Annotated in this window: 19 protein-coding genes and 3 pseudogenes; 13 read left to right on the forward strand and 9 right to left on the reverse strand. The window is 72.3% G+C overall.

From position 1 onward, the window contains the following. Window positions 1–113: 113 nt before the first annotated feature. Complete coding sequence (argS, locus tag IE225_RS27415) at window positions 114–1,892, reverse strand: arginine--tRNA ligase (protein WP_190060309.1); 1,779 nt, start codon at window positions 1,890–1,892, stop codon at window positions 114–116. Window positions 1,893–2,242: 350 nt separating this feature from the next. Between argS and lysS the strand changes: the two genes are divergently transcribed. After that, window positions 2,243–3,994 (forward strand): lysine--tRNA ligase, encoded by a 1,752-nt coding sequence (gene lysS, locus IE225_RS27420; protein ID WP_190060310.1) that lies wholly within the window; start codon window positions 2,243–2,245, stop codon window positions 3,992–3,994. 143 nt (window positions 3,995–4,137) lie between these two features. Here the strand turns inward: lysS and IE225_RS27425 are convergent, their stop codons facing one another. From IE225_RS27425 to IE225_RS27435, 3 genes are all read right to left on the reverse strand, one after another. After that, the gene (locus IE225_RS27425; RefSeq protein WP_190060311.1) at window positions 4,138–5,481 is read right to left on the reverse strand and encodes a DUF2637 domain-containing protein; all 1,344 of its coding nucleotides are present in this window, start codon (window positions 5,479–5,481) and stop codon (window positions 4,138–4,140) included. A gap of 213 nt (window positions 5,482–5,694) precedes the next feature. Next, window positions 5,695–6,627, reverse strand: coding sequence for a DUF3558 family protein (locus IE225_RS27430; RefSeq protein WP_229880123.1), 933 nt, complete (start codon window positions 6,625–6,627; stop codon window positions 5,695–5,697). A 195-nt stretch (window positions 6,628–6,822) separates the two neighbouring features. Continuing rightward, window positions 6,823–7,725 (reverse strand): DUF3558 domain-containing protein, encoded by a 903-nt coding sequence (locus IE225_RS27435; protein ID WP_190060312.1) that lies wholly within the window; start codon window positions 7,723–7,725, stop codon window positions 6,823–6,825. 272 nt (window positions 7,726–7,997) lie between these two features. Between IE225_RS27435 and IE225_RS27440 the strand changes: the two genes are divergently transcribed. Continuing rightward, window positions 7,998–9,191, forward strand: a complete 1,194-nt coding sequence (locus IE225_RS27440) for an RtcB family protein (protein WP_190060313.1) — start codon at window positions 7,998–8,000, stop codon at window positions 9,189–9,191. Between the two features lie 91 nt (window positions 9,192–9,282). Here the strand turns inward: IE225_RS27440 and IE225_RS27445 are convergent, their stop codons facing one another. The 3 genes from IE225_RS27445 to IE225_RS27455 all read right to left on the reverse strand — a co-directional run bounded on the left by IE225_RS27445 (window position 9,283) and on the right by IE225_RS27455 (window position 10,775). Beyond that, on the reverse strand, window positions 9,283–9,426 hold the full coding sequence (locus IE225_RS27445) for a hypothetical protein (RefSeq protein WP_190060314.1): 144 nt from the start codon (window positions 9,424–9,426) through the stop codon (window positions 9,283–9,285). Beyond that, window positions 9,426–10,223, reverse strand: a complete 798-nt coding sequence (locus IE225_RS27450) for an SDR family NAD(P)-dependent oxidoreductase (RefSeq protein WP_190060315.1) — start codon at window positions 10,221–10,223, stop codon at window positions 9,426–9,428. The genes IE225_RS27445 and IE225_RS27450 overlap by 1 nt, the downstream gene beginning before the upstream one ends. A gap of 141 nt (window positions 10,224–10,364) precedes the next feature. Then, window positions 10,365–10,775, reverse strand: a complete 411-nt coding sequence (locus tag IE225_RS27455; protein WP_190060316.1) for a winged helix-turn-helix transcriptional regulator — start codon at window positions 10,773–10,775, stop codon at window positions 10,365–10,367. Between the two features lie 139 nt (window positions 10,776–10,914). On the opposite strand from IE225_RS27455, the gene IE225_RS27460 reads away from it, so the two are divergent. After that, window positions 10,915–11,814: an NADP-dependent oxidoreductase gene (locus tag IE225_RS27460; RefSeq protein WP_190060317.1), complete on the forward strand. Its 900-nt coding sequence runs from the start codon at window positions 10,915–10,917 to the stop codon at window positions 11,812–11,814. Between the two features lie 195 nt (window positions 11,815–12,009). On the opposite strand, the gene IE225_RS27465 is transcribed toward IE225_RS27460, so the two are convergent. After that, entirely contained in the window at window positions 12,010–12,972 is a 963-nt protein-coding gene (locus IE225_RS27465; RefSeq protein WP_190060318.1) for a helix-turn-helix domain-containing protein, read from the reverse strand. A 202-nt stretch (window positions 12,973–13,174) separates the two neighbouring features. Here IE225_RS27465 and IE225_RS27470 point away from each other — a divergent pair, with 202 nt between their 5' ends. The 5 genes and pseudogenes from IE225_RS27470 to IE225_RS34290 all read left to right on the forward strand — a co-directional run. After that, on the forward strand, window positions 13,175–13,900 hold the full coding sequence (locus IE225_RS27470) for a response regulator transcription factor (RefSeq protein ID WP_190060319.1): 726 nt from the start codon (window positions 13,175–13,177) through the stop codon (window positions 13,898–13,900). A 13-nt stretch (window positions 13,901–13,913) separates the two neighbouring features. After that, complete coding sequence (locus tag IE225_RS27475; protein WP_373303282.1) at window positions 13,914–15,392, forward strand: sensor histidine kinase; 1,479 nt, start codon at window positions 13,914–13,916, stop codon at window positions 15,390–15,392. 125 nt (window positions 15,393–15,517) lie between these two features. After that, window positions 15,518–15,787: pseudogene (locus IE225_RS27480) on the forward strand (helix-turn-helix domain-containing protein); the annotation flags it as partial. Then, a pseudogene (locus IE225_RS27485) lies at window positions 15,784–16,337 on the forward strand (flavoprotein). The pseudogenes IE225_RS27480 and IE225_RS27485, both read left to right, overlap by 4 nt. Before the next feature lie 146 nt (window positions 16,338–16,483). Then, window positions 16,484–16,655 (forward strand): annotated as a pseudogene (locus IE225_RS34290) (site-specific integrase); the annotation flags it as partial. 67 nt (window positions 16,656–16,722) lie between these two features. Here the strand turns inward: IE225_RS34290 and IE225_RS27490 are convergent. After that, on the reverse strand, window positions 16,723–17,373 hold the full coding sequence (locus IE225_RS27490; protein ID WP_190060320.1) for a hypothetical protein: 651 nt from the start codon (window positions 17,371–17,373) through the stop codon (window positions 16,723–16,725). 412 nt (window positions 17,374–17,785) lie between these two features. On the opposite strand from IE225_RS27490, the gene hemL reads away from it, so the two are divergent. The 5 genes from hemL (at window position 17,786) to IE225_RS27515 (ending at window position 23,024) form a co-directional block, all read left to right on the forward strand. Beyond that, window positions 17,786–19,102, forward strand: coding sequence for a glutamate-1-semialdehyde 2,1-aminomutase (gene hemL, locus IE225_RS27495; protein ID WP_190060321.1), 1,317 nt, complete (start codon window positions 17,786–17,788; stop codon window positions 19,100–19,102). 140 nt (window positions 19,103–19,242) lie between these two features. Continuing rightward, the gene (locus IE225_RS27500) at window positions 19,243–19,902 is read left to right on the forward strand and encodes a histidine phosphatase family protein (RefSeq protein ID WP_229880127.1); all 660 of its coding nucleotides are present in this window, start codon (window positions 19,243–19,245) and stop codon (window positions 19,900–19,902) included. Window positions 19,903–20,277: 375 nt separating this feature from the next. Next, the gene (locus IE225_RS27505; RefSeq protein ID WP_190060323.1) at window positions 20,278–21,546 is read left to right on the forward strand and encodes a polysaccharide deacetylase family protein; all 1,269 of its coding nucleotides are present in this window, start codon (window positions 20,278–20,280) and stop codon (window positions 21,544–21,546) included. A gap of 66 nt (window positions 21,547–21,612) precedes the next feature. Then, window positions 21,613–22,257 (forward strand): TlpA family protein disulfide reductase, encoded by a 645-nt coding sequence (locus IE225_RS27510; RefSeq protein ID WP_190060324.1) that lies wholly within the window; start codon window positions 21,613–21,615, stop codon window positions 22,255–22,257. Beyond that, window positions 22,254–23,024, forward strand: a complete 771-nt coding sequence (locus IE225_RS27515) for a cytochrome c biogenesis CcdA family protein (protein WP_190060325.1) — start codon at window positions 22,254–22,256, stop codon at window positions 23,022–23,024. The genes IE225_RS27510 and IE225_RS27515 overlap by 4 nt, the downstream gene beginning before the upstream one ends.

Here is a 23,024-nt window from a genome sequence, read left to right on the forward strand (position 1 = left end):
AGCGACCGCGGCCCGCCCTCCCACGGGGGAGAGGGCGGGCCGCGGTACACCGCGTCGGAGCCGAAACTCGGGACTTCCCGGGCCGAAGCCCGGGAAGTCCCGAGCGGGTTGCCTCAGAGCCGCTCGGGTGTCCTGATGCCCAGGAGGGCCATGCCCTGGTGCAGGGTGCGGGCGGTGATGTCGCACAGGAACAGGCGGTTCTCCACCTGGGCCGGCGACTCGGCCTTCAGCACCGGGCACTTGTCGTAGAAGCCGGTGTAGAGGGTGGCCAACTGGTAGAGGTACGCGGCCAGCTTGTGCGGGGCGTACTCGGCGGCCGCCTCGTGCACCGTCTCGGCGAAGGCGTCCAGGTGCAGGCCCAGGGCGCGTTCGGCCTCGGCCAGCTCCAGCTCCGGGTGCGCGGCCGGGCGGTGGTCGCCGGCCTTGCGCAGGATCGACTGGATACGGGCGTAGGCGTACTGGAGGTAGACGGACGTGTCGCCGTTGAGCGAGACCATCTGGTCCAGGTCGAACTTGTAGTCCCGGCTCGCCGACGTCGACAGGTCCGCGTACTTCACCGCGCCGATGCCCACCTGGGCGCCGCGCTCGGCGATCTCCTCCTCGGAGAGCTGCCCCTGGGTGTCCTTCTCGCGGACGACGGCCGTGGCCCGGTCGATCGCCTCGTCGAGGAGGTCGACCAGCCGCACCGTCTCGCCCTCACGGGTCTTGAACGGCTTGCCGTCCTTGCCGAGCACCGTGCCGAAGGCGAGCTGGTGCGCCTTGACGTCGTCGCCCAGCCAGCCGGCCCGCCGCGCCGTCTCGAACACCATCCGGAAGTGCAGCGCCTGCCGGGCGTCCACGACGTACAGGATCGTGTTCGCCTTGAGGTTGAAGACGCGGTCGCGGATCGCGGACAGGTCGGTGGCCGCGTAGCCGTAGCCGCCGTCCGACTTCTGCACGATCAGCGGGACCGGCTTGCCGTCCGGGCCCTTGATGTCGTCGAAGAAGACGCACAGCGCGCCCTCGGAGCGCACCGCCACGCCGGCCTCCTCCAGCAGGCGGCAGGTCTCGGCGAGCATGTCGTTGTAGCCGGACTCGCCGACGATGTCCTCGTCGCGGATCTCCATGTCCAGCTTCTCGAAGACCGAGTAGAAGTAGATCTTCGACTCGTCCACGAACCGCTGCCACAGCTCGCGCGTCCGCGGCTCGCCCGCTTGGAGGTCCACCACCCGGCGCCGGGCCCGCGTCTTGAACTCCTCGTCGGAGTCGAACAGCTTGCGCGCCGCCTTGTAGAGGCGGTCCAAATTGGACATCGCCTCCTGGCCGGAGGCCGCGGTGTCACCGGTGTCGGCCTTGTGGTCCAGCTCGTGCGGGTGCTCGTCCAGGTACTGGATGAGCATGCCGAACTGGGTGCCCCAGTCGCCGATGTGGTGGCGCCGGACCACGTTCTCGCCGGTGAACTCCAGGAGCTTCACCATCGCGTCGCCGATCACCGCGGAGCGCAGGTGGCCGACGTGCATCTCCTTCGCCACGTTGGGCTGGGCGTAGTCGATCACCGTCGTGCCGGGGTGCTCCGCGAACGGCACGCCGAGGCGGCCCTCGGGGTCGGCGGCGCGCGCGGCGAGGTTCTCGGTGATCGCCCGGTCGGCGATCGTGATGTTGAGGAAGCCGGGCCCGGAGACCTCGACCTCCTTGATCACGTCACCGGTCGTGACCTGTGCGACGACCTGCGCCGCCAGGTCCCGCGGGTTCGTCTTCGCCTTCTTCGCCAGCGCGAGGATGCCGTTGGCCTGGTAGTCCGCCCGGTCGCTGCGTCGCAGCAGCGGGTCCGCGTCGGTCTCCGGCAGCACGGCGGAGAGAGCGGACGCGAGACGCTGGTGGACGGAAGCGGTGAGGGACGTGACCGGGGCCATAGGTGTGGGTGCCGTTCTCCTCGGGCGTATGGGTTTACCCGGCCAGTATCCCACGGGGGGTAAAGCGAATTTCCGCCGCGTTCTTCCAGCGGGTTCTTCCGCCGCGTTCTTCCAGCGGGTTCTTCCGCCGCGTTCCGGCGGGTCCTTCCGCCGGGTTCTTCCAACGGGTTCTTCCACCTGGTTCATCCGTCGGGCCCCGACGGGCCCCGGCGGATCTCGGGTGTCCCCCGTCCGCGCCCCGCTCCGGCGCCCGGACGGGGCGCGGCCCGCGTACGCAACAATGGAATCGCCGGCCGCGGGACCGTGACGGTCGCGCCGGCGGAAATTCCAGGAACTTCCAGGAAGAGGACGTGCCGATCGTGGCTCAGAGCACCGAGACCACCGACTGGGTCTCCCGTATCGCGGACGAGGTCATCGAGGAGTCGGAGCGCCGGGCCCCGGGCAAACCGGTTGTCGTCGCGTCCGGGCTGTCGCCCTCCGGACCCATCCACCTGGGCAACCTGCGCGAGGTCATGACCCCGCACTTTGTCGCCGACGAGATCCGGCGCCGCGGGTACCAGGTGCGGCACCTCATCTCCTGGGACGACTACGACCGGTACCGCAAGGTGCCGGCCGGCGTGACCGGGATCGACGAGTCGTGGGCCGAGCACATCGGCAAGCCGCTCACCTCCGTGCCGGCCCCGAAGGGCTCCCCGCACCCGAACTGGGCGGAGCACTTCAAGGCCGCCATGATCGAGTCGCTGGGCGTGCTCGGCGTGGAGTTCGACGGCATCAGCCAGACGCAGATGTACACTTCCGGCGCCTACCGCGAGCAGATCCTGCACGCGATGAAGCACCGGCACGACATCGACGCCGTCCTCGCCCAGTACCGCATCAGGCCCAAGCCCGCCGAGCAGAAGAAGCAGCAGGCGCAGAACGAGCCGGTCGACGAGGCCGAGCTGCAGGCGGCCGAGGGCTCCGGCGCGGCCACCGAGGACGACGGCTCCGGTTCGGCCGGTTACTTCCCGTACAAGCCGTACTGCGGCAACTGCGAGAAGGACTTCACCACCGTCACCGCCTACGACGACGACACCACCGAGATGACGTACGCCTGCTCGGCGTGCGGCTTCTCCGAGACGGTGCGGCTGAGCGAGTTCAACCGCGGCAAGCTGGTGTGGAAGGTCGACTGGCCGATGCGGTGGGCCTACGAGGGCGTCGTCTTCGAGCCGTCCGGCGTCGACCACTCCTCGCCCGGCTCCTCTTACCAGGTCGGCGGGCAGATCGTCGGCATCTTCGGCGGCAAGCAGCCCATCGGCCCGATGTACGCCTTCGTCGGCATCACCGGCATGGCCAAGATGTCGTCCTCCCGGGGCGGCGTGCCCACCCCGGCCGACGCGCTGAAGATCATGGAGCCGCAGATCCTGCGCTGGCTCTACGTCCGCCGCAAGCTCAACCAGTCCTTCAAGATCGCTTTCGACCAGGAGATCCAGCGCCTGTACGACGAGTGGGACCGGCTCGTCGCCAAGGTCGCCGACGGCACCGCGCTGCCCGCCGACCGCGCCGCCCACCTGCGCGCCGTCGGCACCGCCGCCGGCGAACTGCCGACCACCCCGCGCCCGCTGCCGTACCGCACCCTGGCGTCCGTCGCCGACATCACCGCCGGCCACCAGGACCAGGCGCTGCGCATCCTGTCCGACCTCGACCCGGCCAACCCGCTCACCTCCCTCGACGAGGTCCGCCCGCGCTACGACCGGGCCGAGGCGTGGATCAACACGCACGTCCCCGCCGAGCAGCGCACCATCGTGCGCGACGAGCCCGACGTGGACCTGCTGAAGTCCCTCGACGAGCAGGCCCAGCAGTCCCTGCGCCTGCTCCTGGACGGCCTCGCCGACCACTGGTCGCTGGACGGGCTGACCCACCTCGTCTACGGCGTGCCCAAGGTGCAGGCCGGGTTCTCCGCCGACGCGACGCCCAAGGAGCTGCCGCCGGAGATCAAGACCGCCCAGCGGTCCTTCTTCGCGCTGCTCTACCGGCTCCTGGTCGGCAAGGACACCGGGCCGCGCCTGCCCACGCTGCTGCTCGCGGTGGGGCAGGAGCGGGTGCGCAGGCTGCTCGGGGAGTGACAGTGACACCGTGAGCGAAGCGCCCGGTGCCCCACGGCACCGGGCGCTTTCTCATGCGTTCTCGTGCGTTCTCGTGCGCTCTCAGGCGGAGGCGATGGCCTCATGCGGATGTGACGGCCTCGTGCGGATGCATGCGACGGGCCTCACGCGATGTGCTCTTCCTCCATCTCCCGGTAGTGGCGGTTCTGGAAGCGGTCGACCATCTTCTTGGCCTCCGCGCCGTCCAGACGGATGCCGAACTCCGCCTCGACGTTGTCGCCGAACTCACGCGGGGTCGGGTAGCTGCCGTTGATCGACTGCTTGAAGATCTGGTAGTACGCGTCCTCGTCCGGCTCCGGCGGCTCCTGGCCGGCGGCGCCTCCCTCGCCCAGCGGGCGGGTGCGGCCGGGGCCGGCGGGGATGGGGAAGCTGCCGGTGTCCTCCGGCGAGGGTGACTGCTCCTGGAACTCCTGGGGCTCCTGGTGTTCCTGCTGCTCCTGGGGCTGCCGCTGCTGCGGCAGCCGCCGGGCCTGCGGCTGCCGGGTCTGCGCCTGCTGCTGCTCGTACCACTGCTGGTACTGCTCGTCCGGGTCGTACGTCGGGTCGTAGCCGCCGTGGTAGTCCACGTCCAGCGGGGCCGCGAACCACGGGCTCTCGTCGGGGACGTACTCCGCCTGCCCGCCGTAGTGGTCCATGGCGAACTCCGGCTGCTGCTCGGCCTGCTGCTCGGCGTACGGCGGCTCGGCCTGCGGCTGCGGGGCGCGCCGCGGCTCGGCCGGGCCGGCCGCCGCCGTGAGCGCCGGGGCCGGCTCGGACTGCTGCGGGGCCGGCGGCAGCAGCGTCGGTTCGATGCCCGCCGCCGCCAGGCCCGCCGGGGCCGTCTGCGCCAGCGGCACGCCGTAGCGGGCCAGCCGCAGCGGCATCAGCGACTCCACCGGGGCCTTGCGGCGCCAGCCGCGGCCGAAGCGGGAACGCAGCCGGGCCTGGTAGACGAGACGTTCCTGCTCCAGGCGGATCACCTCGTCGTAGGACCGCAGCTCCCACAGCTTCATCCGGCGCCACAGCAGGAACGTCGGCACCGGCGACAGCAGCCAGCGGGCCAGCCGCACGCCCTCCATGTGCCGGTCGGCGGTGATGTCCGCGATCCGGCCGATGGCGTGCCGGGCCGCCTCCACCGCGACCACGAACAGCACCGGGATCACCGCGTGCATGCCCACGCCCAGCGGGTCCGGCCAGGCCGCCGCGCCGTTGAACGCGATCGTCGCCGCCGTCAGCAGCCACGCCGTCTGCCGCAGCAGCGGGAACGGAATGCGGATCCAGGTCAGCAGCAGGTCCAGCGCGAGCAGCACGCAGATGCCCGCGTCGATGCCGACCGGGAAGACGTAACTGAAGTTGCCGAAACCCTTCCTGATGGCGAGTTCGCGGACCGCCGCGTACGACCCCGCGAAACCGATGCCGGCGATGATCACGGCACCGGTGACGACCACGCCGATGAGAACGCGGTGCATCCGAGTCAGCTGTAGTGGCGCGGCCACCCGTACTCCCCTCCCAGTGCGTGTTGTTGCGCGCAACAGGGTGGCACATGCGTACGGGGAACGGGTGACCGGTCCGCGGCGAAGGCCCCGCCGGCCCTTCCGGGCGCCGGAAGCCCAGCCCCTCTCGGGGCCGGGGACTCAGCCCGCCTTGGCGCCGGGGACTCAGCCCGCCTCGGCGCCGGAGGCTCAGCCCTCCTTGGCGCCGGAGGCCGACGGCGACGGGGACTTCGCCGCCCCGGACGCCGACTTCGACGCGGACGGCGACGCCGACTTCGACGGCTTGGCCGACCCGGACGCCGACTTCGACGGCGACGCGCCCTGCCCGGCGCCCGGCGCGGCACCGCCGCCGTCACCGTTGGCCTTCGCCACCGCGGCCACGACCTCCTTGGCCGCCTTCTCGGCCGCCTTCGTCAGGTCACCGGCGTCCGGCGTCTTGTCACCGGCCAGGCCGGCGCCGTTGTAGTCGAGGGTGACGACCACGTTCTCCACCCGGGCCACGACCGTCTGCTGCTTGAAGAGGCCCTCCTTCTTCTTCAGGTCGTAGCGCACCGCCGTCGCCTCGTCGCCCGCCCCGGACACCGGCTCCGACTTGGTGTTCTTCGCGCCGTCCGTGGACTGGGCGCCCTGCACCTGCTTGGCGTAGAACTCCTTCGCCTGCTGCTCGCCCGAGCCCCGCGCGGTGTCCGACTCGAACCGCAGCAGCGAGACGTTCAGCCAGCGGAACTGCGACCCCTTCACGCCGTTGTTGTCCAGGCTGCTCCAGTTGCAGCTCGCCCGCGCCGAGACGTCGTCCGACGCGCCCTCCTTGCCGGACTTGACCCCCTTCGGCACCAGATCACCCAGTGTCTTCTTCGACAGCACCGCGCACGGCTCCGGCAGCTTGCCGTACGCCGCCGCCTGCACCGTCGGGGACGGGCTCGCCGACGCGCTCGCCGCGGCGCTCGCCTCCTGCGTGACGTCGCCGCCGCCCTTCGCGCCGGAGTCCGAGCCGGAGTCGGAGGAGCAGCCGGCGGCGGCCAGCAGCACGGGGGCGGCGGCCGCGCAGGCAAGGACGCGGCTCAGGCGCCTCGCCCGCCGCTCACGCCGGTCACCCTGGTCTCGCTGTGCTGCTCGCTGCATGGTTCCTTCACTCATGACGCTCATACGCTCGTGGCTCCTGCGGTGTTCCTGCGGTGTCCCTGCCGGGATCCTGCGAGGACCCTGCGGATTCGCTGTGGTGGAACGGGTCCGAGGGGCCACGGTACGCCGTGCCGCCGGCACCCGGTCGCCCTTCCCGGGCATCGCGACGAGCGCCACAGCGGGCGCCGGACTCCGCTAACCGTTGAGCGCGTCGGCCAGCCGAGCCGCCAGTTTCCGGGCCTTGTCCTGCATTTCCGCGCTATCCGGAACCACGCCCGCGGTCGCCGGCTGCTCCACGTACTCCACCGTCACGATCACGTTCGACGTGCGGAACACCACAGTCACCGTCCGCTGCTTGGCCGTCGAACCCGAGCTGCTGAGGGTGTCGTCCACGAACGCCTCGTCACCGAGGTCGTCCAGCGTGCGCGGCTGGAGATCGGACGGCGTGACACCCGCGGAGGGCGACGACGCAGACTCCGACGGCGCCTTCGACCCCGACGGCGAGGCGGAGCCGGACGGCGACGGCGAGGAACCGGTCCCCGCGTCCGCACCGTCGCCGGAGTCACCGGAGTCGGAGTCACCGGAATCATCGGAGTCGCCGGACGCCGACGCGCTCGCGCTCTCCGGCGACGTCTGGGACCCCGACGGCTCCGGCAGGTCGGCCGCGTCCTCCTTCTTCGCGAACACCTCGCGCGCCTGATCGTCGTCGCTCACGGCGTTGTCGTAGGAGACGACCCGCTCGAAGTCGACGTACAGGTGGTCGGTGGCGTCCGCCGACTCCACCTTCCAGCGGCAGCCCACCCGGCGGTCGGTGTCGTAGGTCAGGGTCGGCTCGCCCTCGTACGCCTTCTCCCGCTGCGTGGCGTCCGCGAGCTGCTTGATGCCCGGCAGCAGCGAGTCCAGCGTGCCGTGCCCGACGGCGCCGCACGGCTCCGGCAGCGTGCGGTACTTGCCCGGCTGGCCCGCCTGCACCGCCGTCCCGGTGTCCCCCGGGTTCGCGTCGTCCGTCGCGGTCCCGCCGTCCGAGCCGCCGGTGCAGCCGGCCAGCAGCGCCACGAGGAGCGCCGCGACGCCGGACACGTACGCCTTCCGCTGCACCGTCGGGCTCCTCTCGCCGCTGTGCCGTGGTCTTCGCCTCCCGGCGTCCCCGCCGCCCGACTGCCGCTCGACCAGTGCTCGGCCGGTGCTCGACCAGTGCTCGGCCGGTGCTTAATCGGTTGCCGCGCGGGGGTGCGCCCTGAGGACAATGTCTACCGCACTGTTTATCGCACGCACTGCCGTGGACGCCGGTCCGTCATCCCTTTCGCCGACCTTGACACGGCTATTGCGGTTCAGGACTTCTCTTCTGCTTTCGGGGGACTGAGAACGATATGTCGTACGTGGAGATACCGGGCGCGAAGGTCCCCATCCGCATGTGGGCCGACCCCGCGACCGTCGAACCCGCGGCTCTCCAGCAGCTCCACAACGTCGCCACCCTTCCCTGGATCAAGGGTCTCGCCGTCATGCCCGACGTCCATTACGGCAAGGGTGCGACCGTCGGCTCCGTGATCGCCATGCGGGGAGCGGTGTGCCCGGCCGCGGTCGGGGTGGACATCGGGTGCGGCATGTCGGCGGTGCGGACGTCGCTGACGGCGGACGACCTCCCCGGCGACCTGTCCCGGCTGCGCTCGCGGATCGAGCAGGTGATCCCGGTGGGGCGGGGCATGCACGAGGAGCCCGTCGACCCGGGCCGCCTGCACGGGCTGGCCACCGCCGGCTGGGAGGACTTCTGGCGGCGGTTCGACGGGGTCGCGGAGGCGGTCAGGCTCCGCCGGGAGCGGGCGGCGAAGCAGATGGGAACGCTCGGCAGTGGGAATCACTTTGTCGAGGTCTGTGTGGACACCTCCGGATTTGTCTGGCTGATGCTGCACTCCGGTTCCCGCAACATCGGCAAGGAGCTCGCCGAGTACCACATCGGCGTCGCCCAGAAGCTCCCGCACAACCAGGGCCTGGTCGACCGCGACCTCGCGGTGTTCGTCGCGGACACGCCGCAGATGGCGGCCTACCGCAACGACCTGTTCTGGGCGCAGGAGTACGCGCGCCACAACCGCTCGATCATGATGGCGCTCCTGAAGGACGTCGTCCGCAAGGAGTTCAAGAAGGCCAAGCCGACCTTCGAACCGGAGATCTCCTGCCACCACAACTACGTGGCGCAGGAGCGGTACGAGGGCATGGACCTGCTGGTCACCCGCAAGGGCGCCATCCGCGCGGGCGCCGGCGACTACGGGATCATCCCGGGCTCGATGGGCACGGGCTCGTACATCGTGCGCGGCCTCGGCAACGAGGCGTCGTTCAACTCGGCCTCGCACGGCGCCGGCCGCCGGATGAGCCGCAACGCGGCCAAGCGCCGCTTCACCACCAGGGACCTGGAGGAGCAGACCCGGGGCGTGGAGTGCCGCAAGGACTCCGGCGTCGTCGACGAGATCCCGGGCGCCTACAAGCCGATCGAGCAGGTCATCGACCAGCAGCGGGACCTGGTGGAGGTCGTGGCGAAGCTGAAGCAGGTCGTCTGTGTGAAGGGGTAGGTCCGGTGGGTCAGGTTCGGTGGACCTGGGCCGGTGGGCCGGGTCCGATCGACGGGCCGGGGGCGTCCCGCATCCTCGCGGGGCCCCCGTTTCACTTCGCGTGCCGTACCGCGTAGATCATGACGAACGCCACGACGTGGATGCCGAAGAGGAAGTACGCGAGGTAGTACCAGACGTAGCGTTCGCGTTTCTTCTCCAGGGACAGGCGCCGGCGTTCGGAGTCGTCGTCGGGCATCAGCTCTCTCGGTGGACCTGGGAGCTCTCTCGGTGGACCTTGGTGTGGGAGGCCTGGGCGCGGGGGCGGACGACGAGGAGGTCGACGTTGACGTGGCTGGGGCGGGTGACGGCCCAGGTGATGGTGTCGGCGACGTCGTCGGCGGTCAGGGGATCGGGGACGCCCTCGTAGACCTGGGCGGCGCGCTCGGCGTCGCCGCCGAAGCGGGTGAGGGCGAACTCCTCGGTCTTGACCATGCCGGGGGCGATCTCGATGACGCGGACCGGCCGGCCGACGATTTCCAGGCGCAGGGTCTCGGCGAGGACGTGGGCGCCGTGCTTGGCGGCGACGTAGCCCGCGCCGCCCTCGTACGTGCCGTGGCCCGCGGTGGAGGAGACCACGACGACCGTGCCGTCGCCGCTCGCGACGAGCTTGGGCAGCAGGGCCTGGGTGAGGTTGAGGGTGCCGATGACGTTGGTCTCGTACATCCGGCGCCAGTCGTCCGGGTCGGCGGTGGCCACCGGGTCGAGGCCGAGTGCGCCGCCGGCGTTGTTGACCAGCACGCCGACCGCTTTGAAGGCCGTCGCGAACTCGTCCACCGCGGCGCGGTCGGTGACGTCCAGCCGGTAGGCCGTCGCGGAGTGGCCGGCGGCGTTGATCTCCTCCGCGATCGCCTCGATGCGGTCCTTGCGGCGGGCGGTGAGGACCACGCGGTAGCCGGCCGCGGCCAGCCGCCGGGCCGTGGCGGCGCCGATGCCGCTGCTCGCACCGGTGACGACGGCGATGCGGGAGGCGGCGGACGGGGCGGCGGTGGCCATGGGGCGGCTCCTCGGACTCGGGCGGGACGACCTGCCCAGCGTAGGTGACCGGGGGGACGGCGCGGCGGGGGCGTCCGGGGGAGGTCAAAGGTGAGCGGTCCGGGGGAGGCCAAAGGTGAGCGGCAGGCAGGCCGGCCGGGGTCACGACTCCCGCGCGTGTGCGGCGTCGTAGCGCTGCCGGGCCGCGTGCACCTCGTCGAAGTGGGTCTCCGCCCAGTCCTTCACGGCCGACAGCAGGCCGCTGAGGCTGGCGCCCAGCGGGGTGAGCGCGTAGTCGACGCGGACCGGGACGGACGGGGTCACCGTGCGGGAGACGAGGCCGTCGCGCTCCAGGGCGCGCAGGGTCTGGGTGAGCATCTTGGGGCTGACGCCGGCGATCCTGCGGGCGAGGTCGCTGTAGCGCTGGGGCCCGGGGGCGAGGGCGGAGACGACGAGGCCGACCCACTTGTCGCTGATGCGGTCCAGCAACTGGTGGGTGGGGCAGCTCCGCAGGAACGCGTCGTAGGCGCGGCGGGCCTGTTCGCGCCGCTGGGCGGCCGTCATGGTCGGCACCGGCTCTCACCTCCGGGGCAGTTGGGCACCTTCAGGTAACTACTTCCCTGAGGATAGTAACTCTTCCTACGGTTGCTGTCGGTCGCGGAGATACCGAGATCCGCGGCGGCTCACAGGGAATCGAGGGGAGCTGGGCAGCATGCGCGCTGCGGTGGTGAGGACGTTCGGCGGGCCCGAGGCCGTGGAGATCGTGGAGACGGCGGTGCCCGAGCCGGGCGCCCGGCAGGTGCGGATCAAGGTGGCGGCGACCGCGCTCAACCCGGTCGACGCGGGGGTACGGGCCGGCGCCTTCGGGGGCGCGGGCAAACAGCTCGGACTCGGCTGGGACGTCGCCGGGACGGTGGACGCGATCGACGTGGCCGCCGCGTGGGACGTGGGCGACGAGGTCGTCGCCCTCCACCACGGTGTGACCGGGCCGCTCGGGGCGCACGCCGAGTACGTCGTCGTCGACACCGACGCGGTGGCGCAGGCGCCGGCCGGAGTGGACGCGGCCCACGCGGCGACGCTGCCGCTGAACGGGCTGACGGCGGTGCAGGCCCTGGACCTGCTGGAGCCCGTGGCGCCCGTGCGGTCGCTGCTGGTGACGGGCGCGGCCGGAGCGGTCGGCGGGTACGCCGTCCAGCTCGCGGCCCACCGCGGCGTCGCCGTGACCGCGCTCGCCCGCGCGGCCGACGCCGACCTCGTCCGCTCCCTGGGCGCCGAACGCCTGGTGACCGACCTCGCCGACCTCGCGCCCGGCAGCGTCGACGCCGTCCTGGACGCCGCCGTCCTGGGCGAGCCCGCGCTGGCCCCGGTGCGCGACGGAGGCGGCTACGTCGGCGTCATCCCGGGGGCCGAACCGGCCTCCGTCCGCGGCGTGCGGACCGCGTCCGTGGCGGTGACCGCCGACGGGGCCCGGCTGGCGGAGCTGGTGCGGCTGGTGGAGGAAGGGGTGCTGACCCTCCGGGTCGCCGAGACCTTCCCCCTGGACGACGCGGCGAAGGCACACGCGCGGCTGGCCGAGGGCGGGGTGCGGGGGCGGCTGGTGCTGGTGCCGTAGGGGGGCGGTGCCGGGCGGGGGTGGCCGCCGGAAGTGGGGGCCGTCGGGGTGGGAATCGTCGGGGCGGGGACTGTCGGGGTGGGATCACCGGTGGACGGTGATCGTCGGGGCGGGGACTGTCGGGGTGGGATCACCGGTGGACGGTGATCGTCGGGGCGGGGGCCGTCGGTGGGGGACCGCCGGCGCGGGGGCGGATCACCGGCGTGCGGGCCCGCGCGTCCCGCCGCCCGGCGCGGTGGCGCCGGCCGCCGCCGGGTTGCTCGCGTACGCCGTCGGCGGCACCCCGACCGTCCGGGTGAAGTCCCGCACGAGGTGGGCCTGGTCGGCGTAGCCGAGGTCGGCGGCGAGGGCGGCCCAGTCGGTGCCGGTGCCGGTCTCGGCGTGTTCGAGGGCCTCGTGGATGCGGTAGCGGAGGATGACCCACTTGGGGCTGACGCCGACGTACGCGGCGAAGAGGCGCTGCAGGCGGCGCACGGACAGGCCCCCGGTGCGGGCGAGGTCGGCGACGCGGCGGACCGTGCGGTCGGCGCGGACGTGGTCGACCAGGGCCATGGCGAGGCGGGCCTGCGGGTCGGGGCGGGGATCGAGGGCGAGGAGGAAGGCGTCGAGGGCGGCGACGCGGGCGTCCTCGTCGTCGGGGGTGAGGACGGCCGCCGGGTCGGCGTGCGGGAACAGGCCGGGGGCGTCGGTGAAGCGCAGGCGGCGGCCGGTCCAGTGGCTGACGGGGTGGCGGGGGGCGAAGGGGCGGAAGCCGCCGGGGCGGAACTGGATGCCGCACACCCGGCCCCGGCCCGCCAGCTTCTGCGTGAACAGCTCCAGTCCGATCCCGGCGAGTTCGCCGAAGGGGCGCCCGGCCGCCCCGCCCGCACCGTCGGCACCGGGAACACCGTCGGCGCCACTGGCTCCACTGGCTCCGTCGGCTCCGCTGGCCCCGTCGGGTTCGCCCGCCCCGCCGTCGTAGCGCTGGAAGACGATGTTGACCGACGGGTGGGGGACGACGTGCGAGGCGTACGGCTCGGACAGGTCCCAGTCGATCAGCCAATAGTGCTCCAGGTAGGGCCGCAACGGCGCGGCCGGTTCGCGGCGGCGGAAGCGGACGCGCGCGAACAGTTCCGCGGCGTCGACGATGCCTCGGGTGTCACGGCGTGGAGCGGCCATGGGGGGATGGTAGGCGCGGGCACCGACACGGGGGCGGACGCCCGGCGAGGGGGGGCGGGAGGACGAAGGGAACGGGTGCACGGTGAGAAGACGGTGACCGCGCACTCCCGGGCGCGGGGACCACGGTGAGAGGCCGGTAAAAAGGCGCCCCGGCGGGTACCGGCCACGGTCGCGGCGCCGGAGGTGTTGGCACACTGGACGCGTGCCGCACTCCGTACTGCTCGCCGAAGACGACCGCGCCATCCGCCACGCCCTGGAGCGGGCCCTGACCCTGGAGGGATACGAGGTCACCGCGGTCGCCGACGGGATCGAGGCGCTGGCGCACGCGCACAAGAACCGGCCGGACGTGCTCGTCCTGGACGTGATGATGCCGGGCATCGACGGGCTGCAGGTGTGCCGGGTGCTGCGCGCCGAGGGCGACCGCACCCCGATCCTGATGCTGACCGCACTGGTGGAGACCGCGGACCGGATCGCCGGCCTGGACGCGGGCGCCGACGACTACGTCGTCAAGCCGTTCGACGTGGAGGAGGTCTTCGCCCGGCTGCGCGCCCTGCTGCGCCGCACCACCCCGCTGGTCGGCGCCGGCGGGACCGCGGCGGACCAGGCGCGCGGCCCGCACCTGCCCGAGCGGCAGATCGAGGCGGCCGGGCTGCGCATGGACCTGCAGGCGCGGCGCGCCTGGCGGGGCAAGCGCGAGCTGGAGCTGACCCGCACCGAGTTCGACCTGCTGGAGCTGCTCGTGCGCAACGCGGGCATCGTGCTGGACCACTCCACCATCTACGACCGCATCTGGGGCTACGACTTCGGCCCCGGCTCCAAGAACCTCGCCGTCTACGTCGGCTACCTGCGCCGCAAACTCGACGAGCCGGGCGCGCCGCAGCTCATCCACACCGTGCGCGGGGTGGGATACGTGCTGCGGGAGGACTGAGCGGGAGGACTGAGTGAGCGGTCGGGCGCGGCTGCGGGCACGGTTGCGCGCGCTGGTCGGCCGGCCGGCCCGGTCACGGGCCCGGCTGTCGTCGCTGCGCACCACGTTCGCGGTGACGTTCGCCGTGGTCGCCGCCGCCGTCACGCTGCTCGTCGGCGTCCTGTCGTACAACGCCGCCGCCCGCCTGGTCCGCGTCGACCAGCAGTCGGTGTTCGCGCAGGTCGTGCAGGACGTGCAGCAGGAGGTGCGGCAGTACCGGCGCCTGCCGGAGGACTTCTCCTCCTCCCGGCCCGGGCACGAGGTGATCCGGCCCAGCCGCACCGACGTGCAGGTGCTCGGCGGCGACGGCACGATCGTCGACCACGGCAGCCCCGCCCTGCCGGTCACCGCGAGGGACCGGGCCACCGCGGCCGCCCGGAAGGCCGGCACGACCGTCGAGTACCGGGACGTCGCCGTCGCCAGCGACGTCTACCGCGTCGCCACCGTCGCGCTCGGGGACGGGCGGGGCGCGGTGCAGGTGGCGCAGGAGTTCAGCGACACCGAGGACCTGCTGCGGACGCTGCAGCGGCGGACGCTGGTCATCGAGGCGGCGGTGGTGGTCGCCGCCGGACTGTGCGGCTGGTGGCTGGCCCGCCGCATCACCCGCCGCCTGGTCGTCCTCACCTCCGCCGCCGAGGACGTCGCCCGCACCCGGCAGCTCGACATCGAGGTCCCGGTCACCGGCTACGACGAGGTGGGCCGCCTCGGCCGCGCCTTCGACCACATGCTGGGGCGGCTCGCCCAGTCCGAGGAGGACCAGCGCCGCCTCGTCCAGGACGCCGGCCACGAGCTGCGCACCCCGCTGACCTCCCTGCGGACGAACATCTCGCTGCTGCGCCGCATCGACGAGCTCCCGCCCGCCACCCGCGAGGAACTGGTCGCCGACCTCACCCAGGAGGCCCGCGAACTGACCGACCTCGTCAACGAGCTGGTCGACCTGGCCGCGGGCCAGTCGCCGACCGAGCCGCCGCAGAAGGTGGACCTCGCGGAGATGGCCGAGGACGCCGCCGCCCAGGCGCGGCGCCGCACCGGCCGCGAGATCGTGGTCCGGGCCTGCGGCGACACCACCACCGACGGCCGCCCCGGCATGCTGCAGCGGGCGGTGTCCAACCTCCTTGAGAACGCCGCCAAGTTCGACCGCGACGGCACCGCCCCCATCGAGGTCGTCGTCTCCGGGCCCGCCGTCCCCGGCACGGTCCGCGTCGAGGTCCTCGACCGCGGACCCGGCATAGCCGACACCGACCTCACCCGCATCTTCGACCGCTTCTACCGGGCCGCCGACGCCCGTTCCCTGCCCGGCTCCGGCCTCGGCCTGTCCATCGTCCGCGAGGTCGCCCTCTCCCACGGCGGCGCCCCCTTCGCCCTGCACCGCGAGGGCGGCGGCTCGGTGATCGGCTTCACCGTCACCGGCGCGACGGCGGCGGCCCGGGGGACCTCCCGTGCCGGCACCTGACGCCCCGGGCGGGGCGGCCGGACCGGCCGGATCAGGCTGCCTGGCCGACTCGGGTTGCTCGGCCGGATCGGGTTGCCTGGCCGACTCGGGTTGCTCGGCCGACTTGGGTTGCCTGACCGACTCGGGCTGCCCGGCCGGCCCGGCCCCTCATGCGCCGGCACATCCCGGTCCCCGAGCGCCGCGCCGCCCTATGGGTCGAGGCGGCCCGCGCCTACAGCCAGCAGGGCCGCCTGGCCGACGGCTACCAGGCCCTGAGGATCGCCGAGACCTGCGCCGCCCAGGACATCCGCCGCCCCGACGTCCGCACCCTGGTCGCCGATATGGCCGCCCGCGACCGCCGACGTACCCTGCCGGAACTGCACCACTTCAGCCGCCAACTGGGAGTCCCCGCGTGACCGAACCGACCGCCCCGGACAAGAAGCCCTTCTGTACGTCGTCGTGTGCGCGAGCGGTGTCGCCGGTGACGTCGGCAAGCTGATCACGGCCGCCCAGGAGGCGAACTGGGATGTCGGCGTCATCGCCACACCGCAGGGACTCGGCTTCATCGACACCAAGGCGATCGAGGCGCAGACCGGCTACCCGATCCGTTCCGCCTGGCGTTCCCCGGGAGACCCGCGCCCCCTGCCCCCGGCGGACGCGATCGCCGTGGCTCCCGCCACCTTCAACACGATCAACAAGTGGGCCGCCGGGATCTCCGACACCCTCGCCCTGGGCATCCTGTGCGAGGCGTACGGCATGGGCATCCCGACCGTGGCGCTGCCTTACCTGAACTCCGCCCAGGCTGCCCACCCCGCCTACCGGCAGAGCCTGGAGCGGCTGCGGGGCATGGGTGTCCTGATCGGCTCATGCGAACCTCACCGGCCGAGGGCCGGCGGCGCGGCGGAACGCTTCCGCTGGGAGGAAGCACTGGAGTTGCTGGAGCCCATGGTCGGCACGGTGCGGTGACGCCGTCTGTTAGCTGGTAAGAGGGCGTGTCCCTTGTAGGCGGTGGTCGTCCCGGGCGGATCGGGTTCGGCTCCGGCGGGCGAGTTCGGCGATTCAAGGCTCAGATGCCCCTATGTCCATGTGAAGGAGTTTCCGCCCGCCGGAGTCACCCTGCCCCGGGTGTCACGCTGCGGACGTACACGCATCTGCCGCCGTCCAGCGAGACCCGCACCCGTAAGGCGATCGACGACGCCTTCGCGGGGGACCCGGACGGTGATCAGGGCACATCGGTGCCTCTTGGCGCAACCAATGTGCCCTCAACGTGCCCCGGCCACCTGAAGGCCCCTCCCGGCACATGCCGAGGGCGGAGCCCGAAAGCCCCGCCCAAGCCGTACGCGGCCTCAGCTCACGGCCACACCAGGCAGTACGGCTGATGCCCCGCCTCGTGCAGCCGGTGGCTGAAGTCCTGCCACTCGTGCAGCAGCTGGTACACGTCGTACGCGTCCCGCGGGCCGCCGCGGTCCGGGACCGTGGACCAGATGAAGGCGGCCGCGCCGACCGTCTCCTCGCTGATGTCGCGCAGGGGGTCGACGACGGTCATGGGGAGCTTGACCACGGCGTAGTCGGGGTGCAGGACGACGAGTTCGAGGGGCGGCACCTTGTGCAGGGGGACGCCCTGGATGCCGGTGAGGACCATGGCGGCCATGGTCTCCGGCTTGATCCGGGTGAACATGCCGTTCATGCCGAGCTCGTCGCCGCCCAGTTCCTCGGGGCGCATCGAGATCGGGACGCGGGCCGCGGTCGCGCCGTCCGGCGCACCGAAGTACTTGTACGTCACCCCCACCCGACCACCATTCCTGCTCCCCGCCCGGAGGCGGTCAGCCCTCCGGTCGACGCGTCGGTCGTAGCCCTCGGGCTCGTTCGGTACTTCGTTTACCTGACGTGCTTCGTTTACCTGCCGTGCTTCGGTTGTGTCCTCACGCCGGTGCCTTCCCCGCCGGGCACGTCGAGGACCCAGGTCGTCGGTCCCCTCGCCCAGTCCGCCACCGCGATGCATATCTCCACCCGACTGCTTTTCTAGGACGCGTGGCCCCCGCCGCGCAACCCGATCATCGTGTCAGTGACCTCCCCCACGCCCGCCCGACGAAACGTGCGGTGGAACATCCGGCCGCGGGGTTTTTCTTCCGAGTCCTCGCGACGATCCTGGCAGCCCTCGTCACGACGGTGCGCCACATCTGCCACTTCGCTGCTCCAGTTTCGCAGACGACACCCGTCCGCCGCGGCAGAAGCCGATCATTCGGCGCGCGTCGGCGGCCGGTCGTCCGGCCGTCCGGTCCGTCCGGCCCCTGGCCTACCCTGAGGGGGTCCCAGCCAACCGCAGCCCGAGTCAAGCCCGAGAGGTCCCGGACGTGCCCGGACGTGCGGCACGTCGGAGCAGCACGTCGGAGAAGTCGGAGAAGTCGCAGGTCATGAGCGAACTGCCCTATCCCTACGAAGCACCCGCGTCGCAGGCATTGTTCGACCGCGCGGCGGCTGTCACGCCCGGCGGCGTGAACTCCCCGGTGCGCGCCTTCCGCGCCGTGGGCGGCACGCCGCGGTTCATGGTGTCCGGCAGCGGCGCGTACCTGACCGACGCCGACGGGCGCGAGTACGTCGACCTGGTCTGCTCCTGGGGCCCGATGATCCTCGGGCACGCCCACCCGGAGGTGACCGCCGCCGTGCGGGAGGCGGTCGCGCGCGGTACGTCCTTCGGCACGCCCGGCGAGGGCGAGGTCGCGCTCGCGGAGGAGATGGTGGCGCGGGTCGCGCCGCTGGAGCAGGTGCGGCTGGTGTCCAGCGGCACCGAGGCCACCATGTCCGCGATCCGGCTCGCCCGCGGGTTCACGCGGCGCACGAAGGTCGTGAAGTTCGCCGGCTGCTACCACGGCCACGTCGACTCCCTGCTCGCCTCGGCCGGCTCCGGTGTCGCCACCTTCGCGCTGCCCGACACGCCGGGCGTCACCGGCGCCCAGGCCGGCGACACGATCGTGCTGCCGTACAACGACCTCGACGCCGTGCGCGCCGCCTTCGCCGCGCACCCCGGCGAGATCGCCTGCGTGATCACCGAGGCGGCGCCCGGCAACATGGGCGTCGTGCCGCCGCTGCCCGGGTTCAACCAGGGGCTGAAGGACCTGTGCGCCGAGCACGGGGCGCTGTACATCTCCGACGAGGTCATGACCGGGTTCCGCACCAGCCGCGCCGGCTGGTTCGGCGTCGACGGCGTGGTGCCGGACCTGATGACCTTCGGCAAGGTCATGGGCGGCGGCTTCCCGGCCGCGGCCTTCGGCGGGCGCGCCGACGTCATGGCGCACCTCGCGCCGGCCGGTCCCGTCTACCAGGCCGGCACCCTCTCCGGGAACCCGGTCGCCACCGCCGCGGGCCTCGCCCAGCTACGGCTCCTGGACGACGCGGCCTACGAGCGGATCGACGCGACGTCGGCGCAGCTGCGCTCCCTGGTCTCCGAGGCGCTGACCAAGGAGGGTGTCGTCCACCAGGTGCAGAACGCCTCCAACATGTTCTCGGTGTTCTTCACCGACCGGCCGGTGACCAACTACGACGAGGCCAGGGCGCAGGAGTCGTACCGCTTCACCGCGTTCTTCCACACGATGCTCGCGCACGGCGTCTACCTGCCGCCGTCCTCCTTCGAGGCGTGGTTCGTGTCCACCGCGCTCGACGAGCGCGCCCTGCAGAAGATCGCCGACGCCCTTCCGGCGGCGGCCCGCGCCGCGGCGGAGGCCACCGCATGACCACTGAGAACGTCTCGAACGTCGAGAACGTCGAGAACGTCGAAGGCGCCGAGAACGTCGAAGGCGCCGAGAACACCGAGAAAGCCGGGAGCGCCGGGAACACCGGGGACACCCGGAGCGACATCACCGTCGTCCACCTGATGCGGCACGGCGAGGTGGAGAACCCCGAGGGCGTCCTGTACGGCCGGCTGCCCGGCTACCACCTCTCCGAGCTGGGCCGGCGGATGGCGGAGCGGGTCGCCGAGCACCTCTCCTCCCGGGACATCACCCACGTCGCGGCCTCCCCGCTGGAGCGGGCGCAGGAGACGGCCGCGCCGATCGCCAAGGTGCACGGGCTGGACGTCGGCACCGACGAGCGGTTGATAGAGGCGGAGAACATCTTCCAGGGCCGCACCTTCGGCGTCGGCGACGGTGCCCTGCGCCGGCCGGCGAACTGGAGGTACCTGGTGAACCCGTTCCGCCCGTCGTGGGGCGAGCCGTACGTCGACCAGGTGGTGCGCATGATGGGCGCGCTGCACGCGGCGAAGGACGCGGCGCGCGGGCACGAGGCGGTGCTGGTCAGCCACCAGCTGCCGATCTGGATCGTGCGCTCCTACGTGGAGCGGCGGCGGCTGTGGCACGACCCGCGCAAGCGGCAGTGCACGCTCGCCTCGCTGACGACGTTCACCTTCCGCGGCGACCGGATCGTCTCCGTCGGCTACACCGAGCCCGCCCGGGACCTGGTCCCGGCCCACCTCCTGCCGGGCGCCAAGCCGGTGCGGGGGCGGGGACCCGGGCAGGGCAAGGCGTACGGCGCGTAGGGCGGCGTACGGCGCGTAGGACGGGTGGCATCCAGGGCGCGTCGCTGACCGCGGTGCCTCGCTGTCCGCAGTGCGCCGGCATCCGGGGTGCGCCGGCATCCGCGGTGCGCCGCCGCCCACGGTCCACGGTGCGTAGGAAGGAGCGGACGCTCCGTGGCCGGAAGTGATCGGTCCGGATTGTCTGTGACGCACCTGTTGCATTTGTTGCCGAACATCTGACCAGCGGCGGAACCTTCGTGATCGTCACGTCCTCTGAGTGGGTGACACCAGAGGACGTGACGAAACGGGGACCCCATGCGCGCACACTCCCGGACCTTCCCTATATCCGGATCCGGAGCCGGAGCCGGATCCCTGTCCGGCATCTCCCGCCGGGGCATGCTCGGCCTCGGCGCGGGCGCCGCGGCCGCCGTCGGACTGGCGGGCTGCGGCACCCTCACGTCGTCGCCGGACGGCCGCCGCCCCGCCCGCGCCGGCGGCGCCCGGGACGGGCGCGACGGCAGCGCGCACCCCGCCCGCCCCCTCGGGGACGGCTCGACCTCCTTCACCGGCAGGCAGCCCCGGCAGCCCGAGCGGCCCCGGCCGCTGGAGCCCGGCGAGACCCCGCCGCAGTTCGTCGTCTTCTCCTGGGACGGGGCCGGCGAGGTCGGCAACGGTCTCTTCCCGCGCTTCCTGGACCTGGCCAAGGAGCACGACGCGCACATGACCTTCTTCCTCTCCGGCCTCTACCTGCTGCCGGAGTCGAAGAAGCGCCTCTACGACCCGCCGAACAACCCGCGCGGCGCTTCCGCCATCGGCTACCTCTCCGACGAGCACATCAAGGCCACCCTCGCCAACGTCCGCCGCGCCTGGCTGGAGGGCCACGAGATCGGCACCCACTTCAACGGCCACTTCTGCGGCGAGGGCCCCGGCTCGGTCAAGCACTGGACGCCCCAGCAGTGGCGCAGCGAGATCGAGCAGGCCAAGTCGTTCGTCAAGCGGTGGAAGACCAACACCGGCTGGCACCACCTGCCCGCCCTGCCCTTCGACTACGACAAGGAGCTCGTCGGCGGCCGCACCCCCTGCCTGCTCGGCCAGGACAACCTGCTGCCCACCGCCCGCGCCCTCGGCTGGCGCTACGACGCCTCCTCGCCCGGCGGCCGCCAGGTCTGGCCGGTCAAGAAGCAGGGCCTGTGGGACCTGCCGCTGCAGCAGATCCCCTTCCCCGGCCACTCCTTCGAGGTGCTGTCGATGGACTACAACATGCTCGCCAACCAGTCCCTCAACACCACCAAGGCACCGGCGTACAACTACCCGGGCTGGCGGCGGCAGGCGGCGCAGGCCTACATCCAGGGCTTTAAGCGGGCCTACGAGACCAACCGCGCGCCCCTCTTCATCGGCAACCACTTCGAGGAGTGGAACGGCGGCATCTACATGGACGCCGTCGAGGAGGCCCTGAAGCACATCGCGCGGGAGAAGGAGAAGGGCGCCGACGTGCGCCTGGTCTCCTTCCGCCAGTTCGTCGACTGGCTGGACGTGCAGAAGCCGGAGATCCTCGGCAAGCTGCGTACCCTCGACGTCGGGCAGCGGCCGGCCGGCGGCTGGAAGGAGTTCCTTGAGAACGGCACCGCCGCGACCGGCGGAAAGGGGGCCGCGAACGCCGCCTGACGTGCGGTTTCCCACCCGGCAGGGGGGTGCGAAAGATCCCCGGAACGGACATGCGAAACTTTTCACATGAGTGCCGCCAGCCGCGCCCCCCGGGGCTCGAACCGCGCCCGCCGCCCGCCGCACGCCCGCCGCCGCGCCGCCGTCCTGCTCCTCGCCGGGACGGCCCTGCTCGCGTCGGCGCTGACCGCCTGCGGCTCCGGCGGCACCTCCGGCGGCTCCGGCAACACCAACTTCATCACCGGCTCCGACGGCATCGACACCGTCAAGAAGGCCGACCGCAAACCCGCCCCCGACCTGTCCGGCAAGACCGTTGACGGCAAGCGGCTCGACACCGCCGACTACCGGGGCAAGGTCGTCGTCCTCAACGTCTGGGGCTCCTGGTGCGCCCCCTGCCGCGCCGAGGCGCCCAACCTCGTCAAGGTCGCCAAGGAGAACGCGGACAAGGGCGTGCAGTTCGTCGGCATCAACACCCGCGACACCAGCACCGGCCCGGCCCTCGCCTTCGAGAAGCGCTACGGCGTGCCCTACCCGAGCCTGTACGACCCGACCGGCCGGCTCATGCTCCGCTTCAAGAAGGGCACCCTCAACCCGCAGCTCATCCCCTCCACGATCGTCGTCGACCGGGACGGGAAGATCGCCGCGCGCGCCCTGCAGCCGCTGACCGAGGAGAAGCTGCGCACGATGCTCGACCCGGTCGTCGCGGAGAAGTGACCGCCGTGCTCCTGGCCGCAGTCACCGACCCCAACCGCACGGTGCTCAACGGCGCGCTGCTGCTGGCGCTGCCCGTCGCCGTGCTCGGCGGGCTGGTCTCCTTCTTCTCGCCCTGCGTCCTGCCCCTCGTCCCCGGCTACCTGTCGTACGTCACCGGAGTCACCGGCACCGACCTCGCCGAGACCCGGCGCGGCCGCATGACGCTCGGCGCCTCCCTGTTCGTGCTCGGCTTCACCGCCGTGTTCGTCTCCGGCGGCGCGCTGTTCGGCTACTTCGGGCAGACGCTGCAGGAGTACAAGGGGCCCCTGACCAAGGTGCTGGGCGTGCTCATGATCGCCATGGGCGTCTTCTTCATGGGGCTGATGCCCTGGCTCACCCAGCGCGAGTTCCGCTTCCACAAACGGCCGGCCACCGGTCTTATGGGCGCCCCGGTCCTCGGAGCGCTGTTCGGGATCGGCTGGACCCCGTGCATCGGACCGACCCTCGCGTCCGTGCAGTGGCTCTCCTTCAACCAGGGCAGCGCCGGGCGGGGAGCCCTGCTGACCGTCGCGTACTGCGCCGGCCTCGGCATACCGTTCGTGCTGACCGCGATCGCCTTCCGCAAGGCGCTGGGCGCCTTCGACTGGGTCAAGCGGCACTATGTGTGGGTGCTGCGCATCGGCGGCACGATGATGATCGCGACCGGCGTGCTGCTGCTGACCGGCGCCTGGGACCGGCTGGTGCAGGAGATGCAGACCTGGTCCGACGGCTTCACTGTGGGGATCTGA

Origin of the sequence: Streptomyces echinoruber, assembly GCF_014651135.1 — a bacterium.
GTDB lineage: Bacteria > Actinomycetota > Actinomycetes > Streptomycetales > Streptomycetaceae > Streptomyces > Streptomyces echinoruber.

Coding starts and splice junctions, on each gene's coding strand:
- argS (WP_190060309.1), bottom strand. CDS start 1,892: ATGGCCCCGGTCACGTCCCTCACCGCTTCCGTCCACCAGCGTCTCGCG.
- hemL (WP_190060321.1), top strand. CDS start 17,786: ATGAGCGAACTGCCCTATCCCTACGAAGCACCCGCGTCGCAGGCATTG.
- IE225_RS27490 (WP_190060320.1), bottom strand. CDS start 17,373: ATGCATCGCGGTGGCGGACTGGGCGAGGGGACCGACGACCTGGGTCCT.
- IE225_RS27430 (WP_229880123.1), bottom strand. CDS start 6,627: ATGCAGCGAGCAGCACAGCGAGACCAGGGTGACCGGCGTGAGCGGCGG.
- IE225_RS27450 (WP_190060315.1), bottom strand. CDS start 10,223: ATGGCCACCGCCGCCCCGTCCGCCGCCTCCCGCATCGCCGTCGTCACC.
- IE225_RS27440 (WP_190060313.1), top strand. CDS start 7,998: ATGTCGTACGTGGAGATACCGGGCGCGAAGGTCCCCATCCGCATGTGG.
- IE225_RS27465 (WP_190060318.1), bottom strand. CDS start 12,972: ATGGCCGCTCCACGCCGTGACACCCGAGGCATCGTCGACGCCGCGGAA.
- IE225_RS27425 (WP_190060311.1), bottom strand. CDS start 5,481: ATGCACCGCGTTCTCATCGGCGTGGTCGTCACCGGTGCCGTGATCATC.
- IE225_RS27505 (WP_190060323.1), top strand. CDS start 20,278: ATGCTCGGCCTCGGCGCGGGCGCCGCGGCCGCCGTCGGACTGGCGGGC.
- IE225_RS27500 (WP_229880127.1), top strand. CDS start 19,243: ATGCGGCACGGCGAGGTGGAGAACCCCGAGGGCGTCCTGTACGGCCGG.
- IE225_RS27510 (WP_190060324.1), top strand. CDS start 21,613: ATGAGTGCCGCCAGCCGCGCCCCCCGGGGCTCGAACCGCGCCCGCCGC.
- IE225_RS27460 (WP_190060317.1), top strand. CDS start 10,915: ATGCGCGCTGCGGTGGTGAGGACGTTCGGCGGGCCCGAGGCCGTGGAG.
- IE225_RS27445 (WP_190060314.1), bottom strand. CDS start 9,426: ATGCCCGACGACGACTCCGAACGCCGGCGCCTGTCCCTGGAGAAGAAA.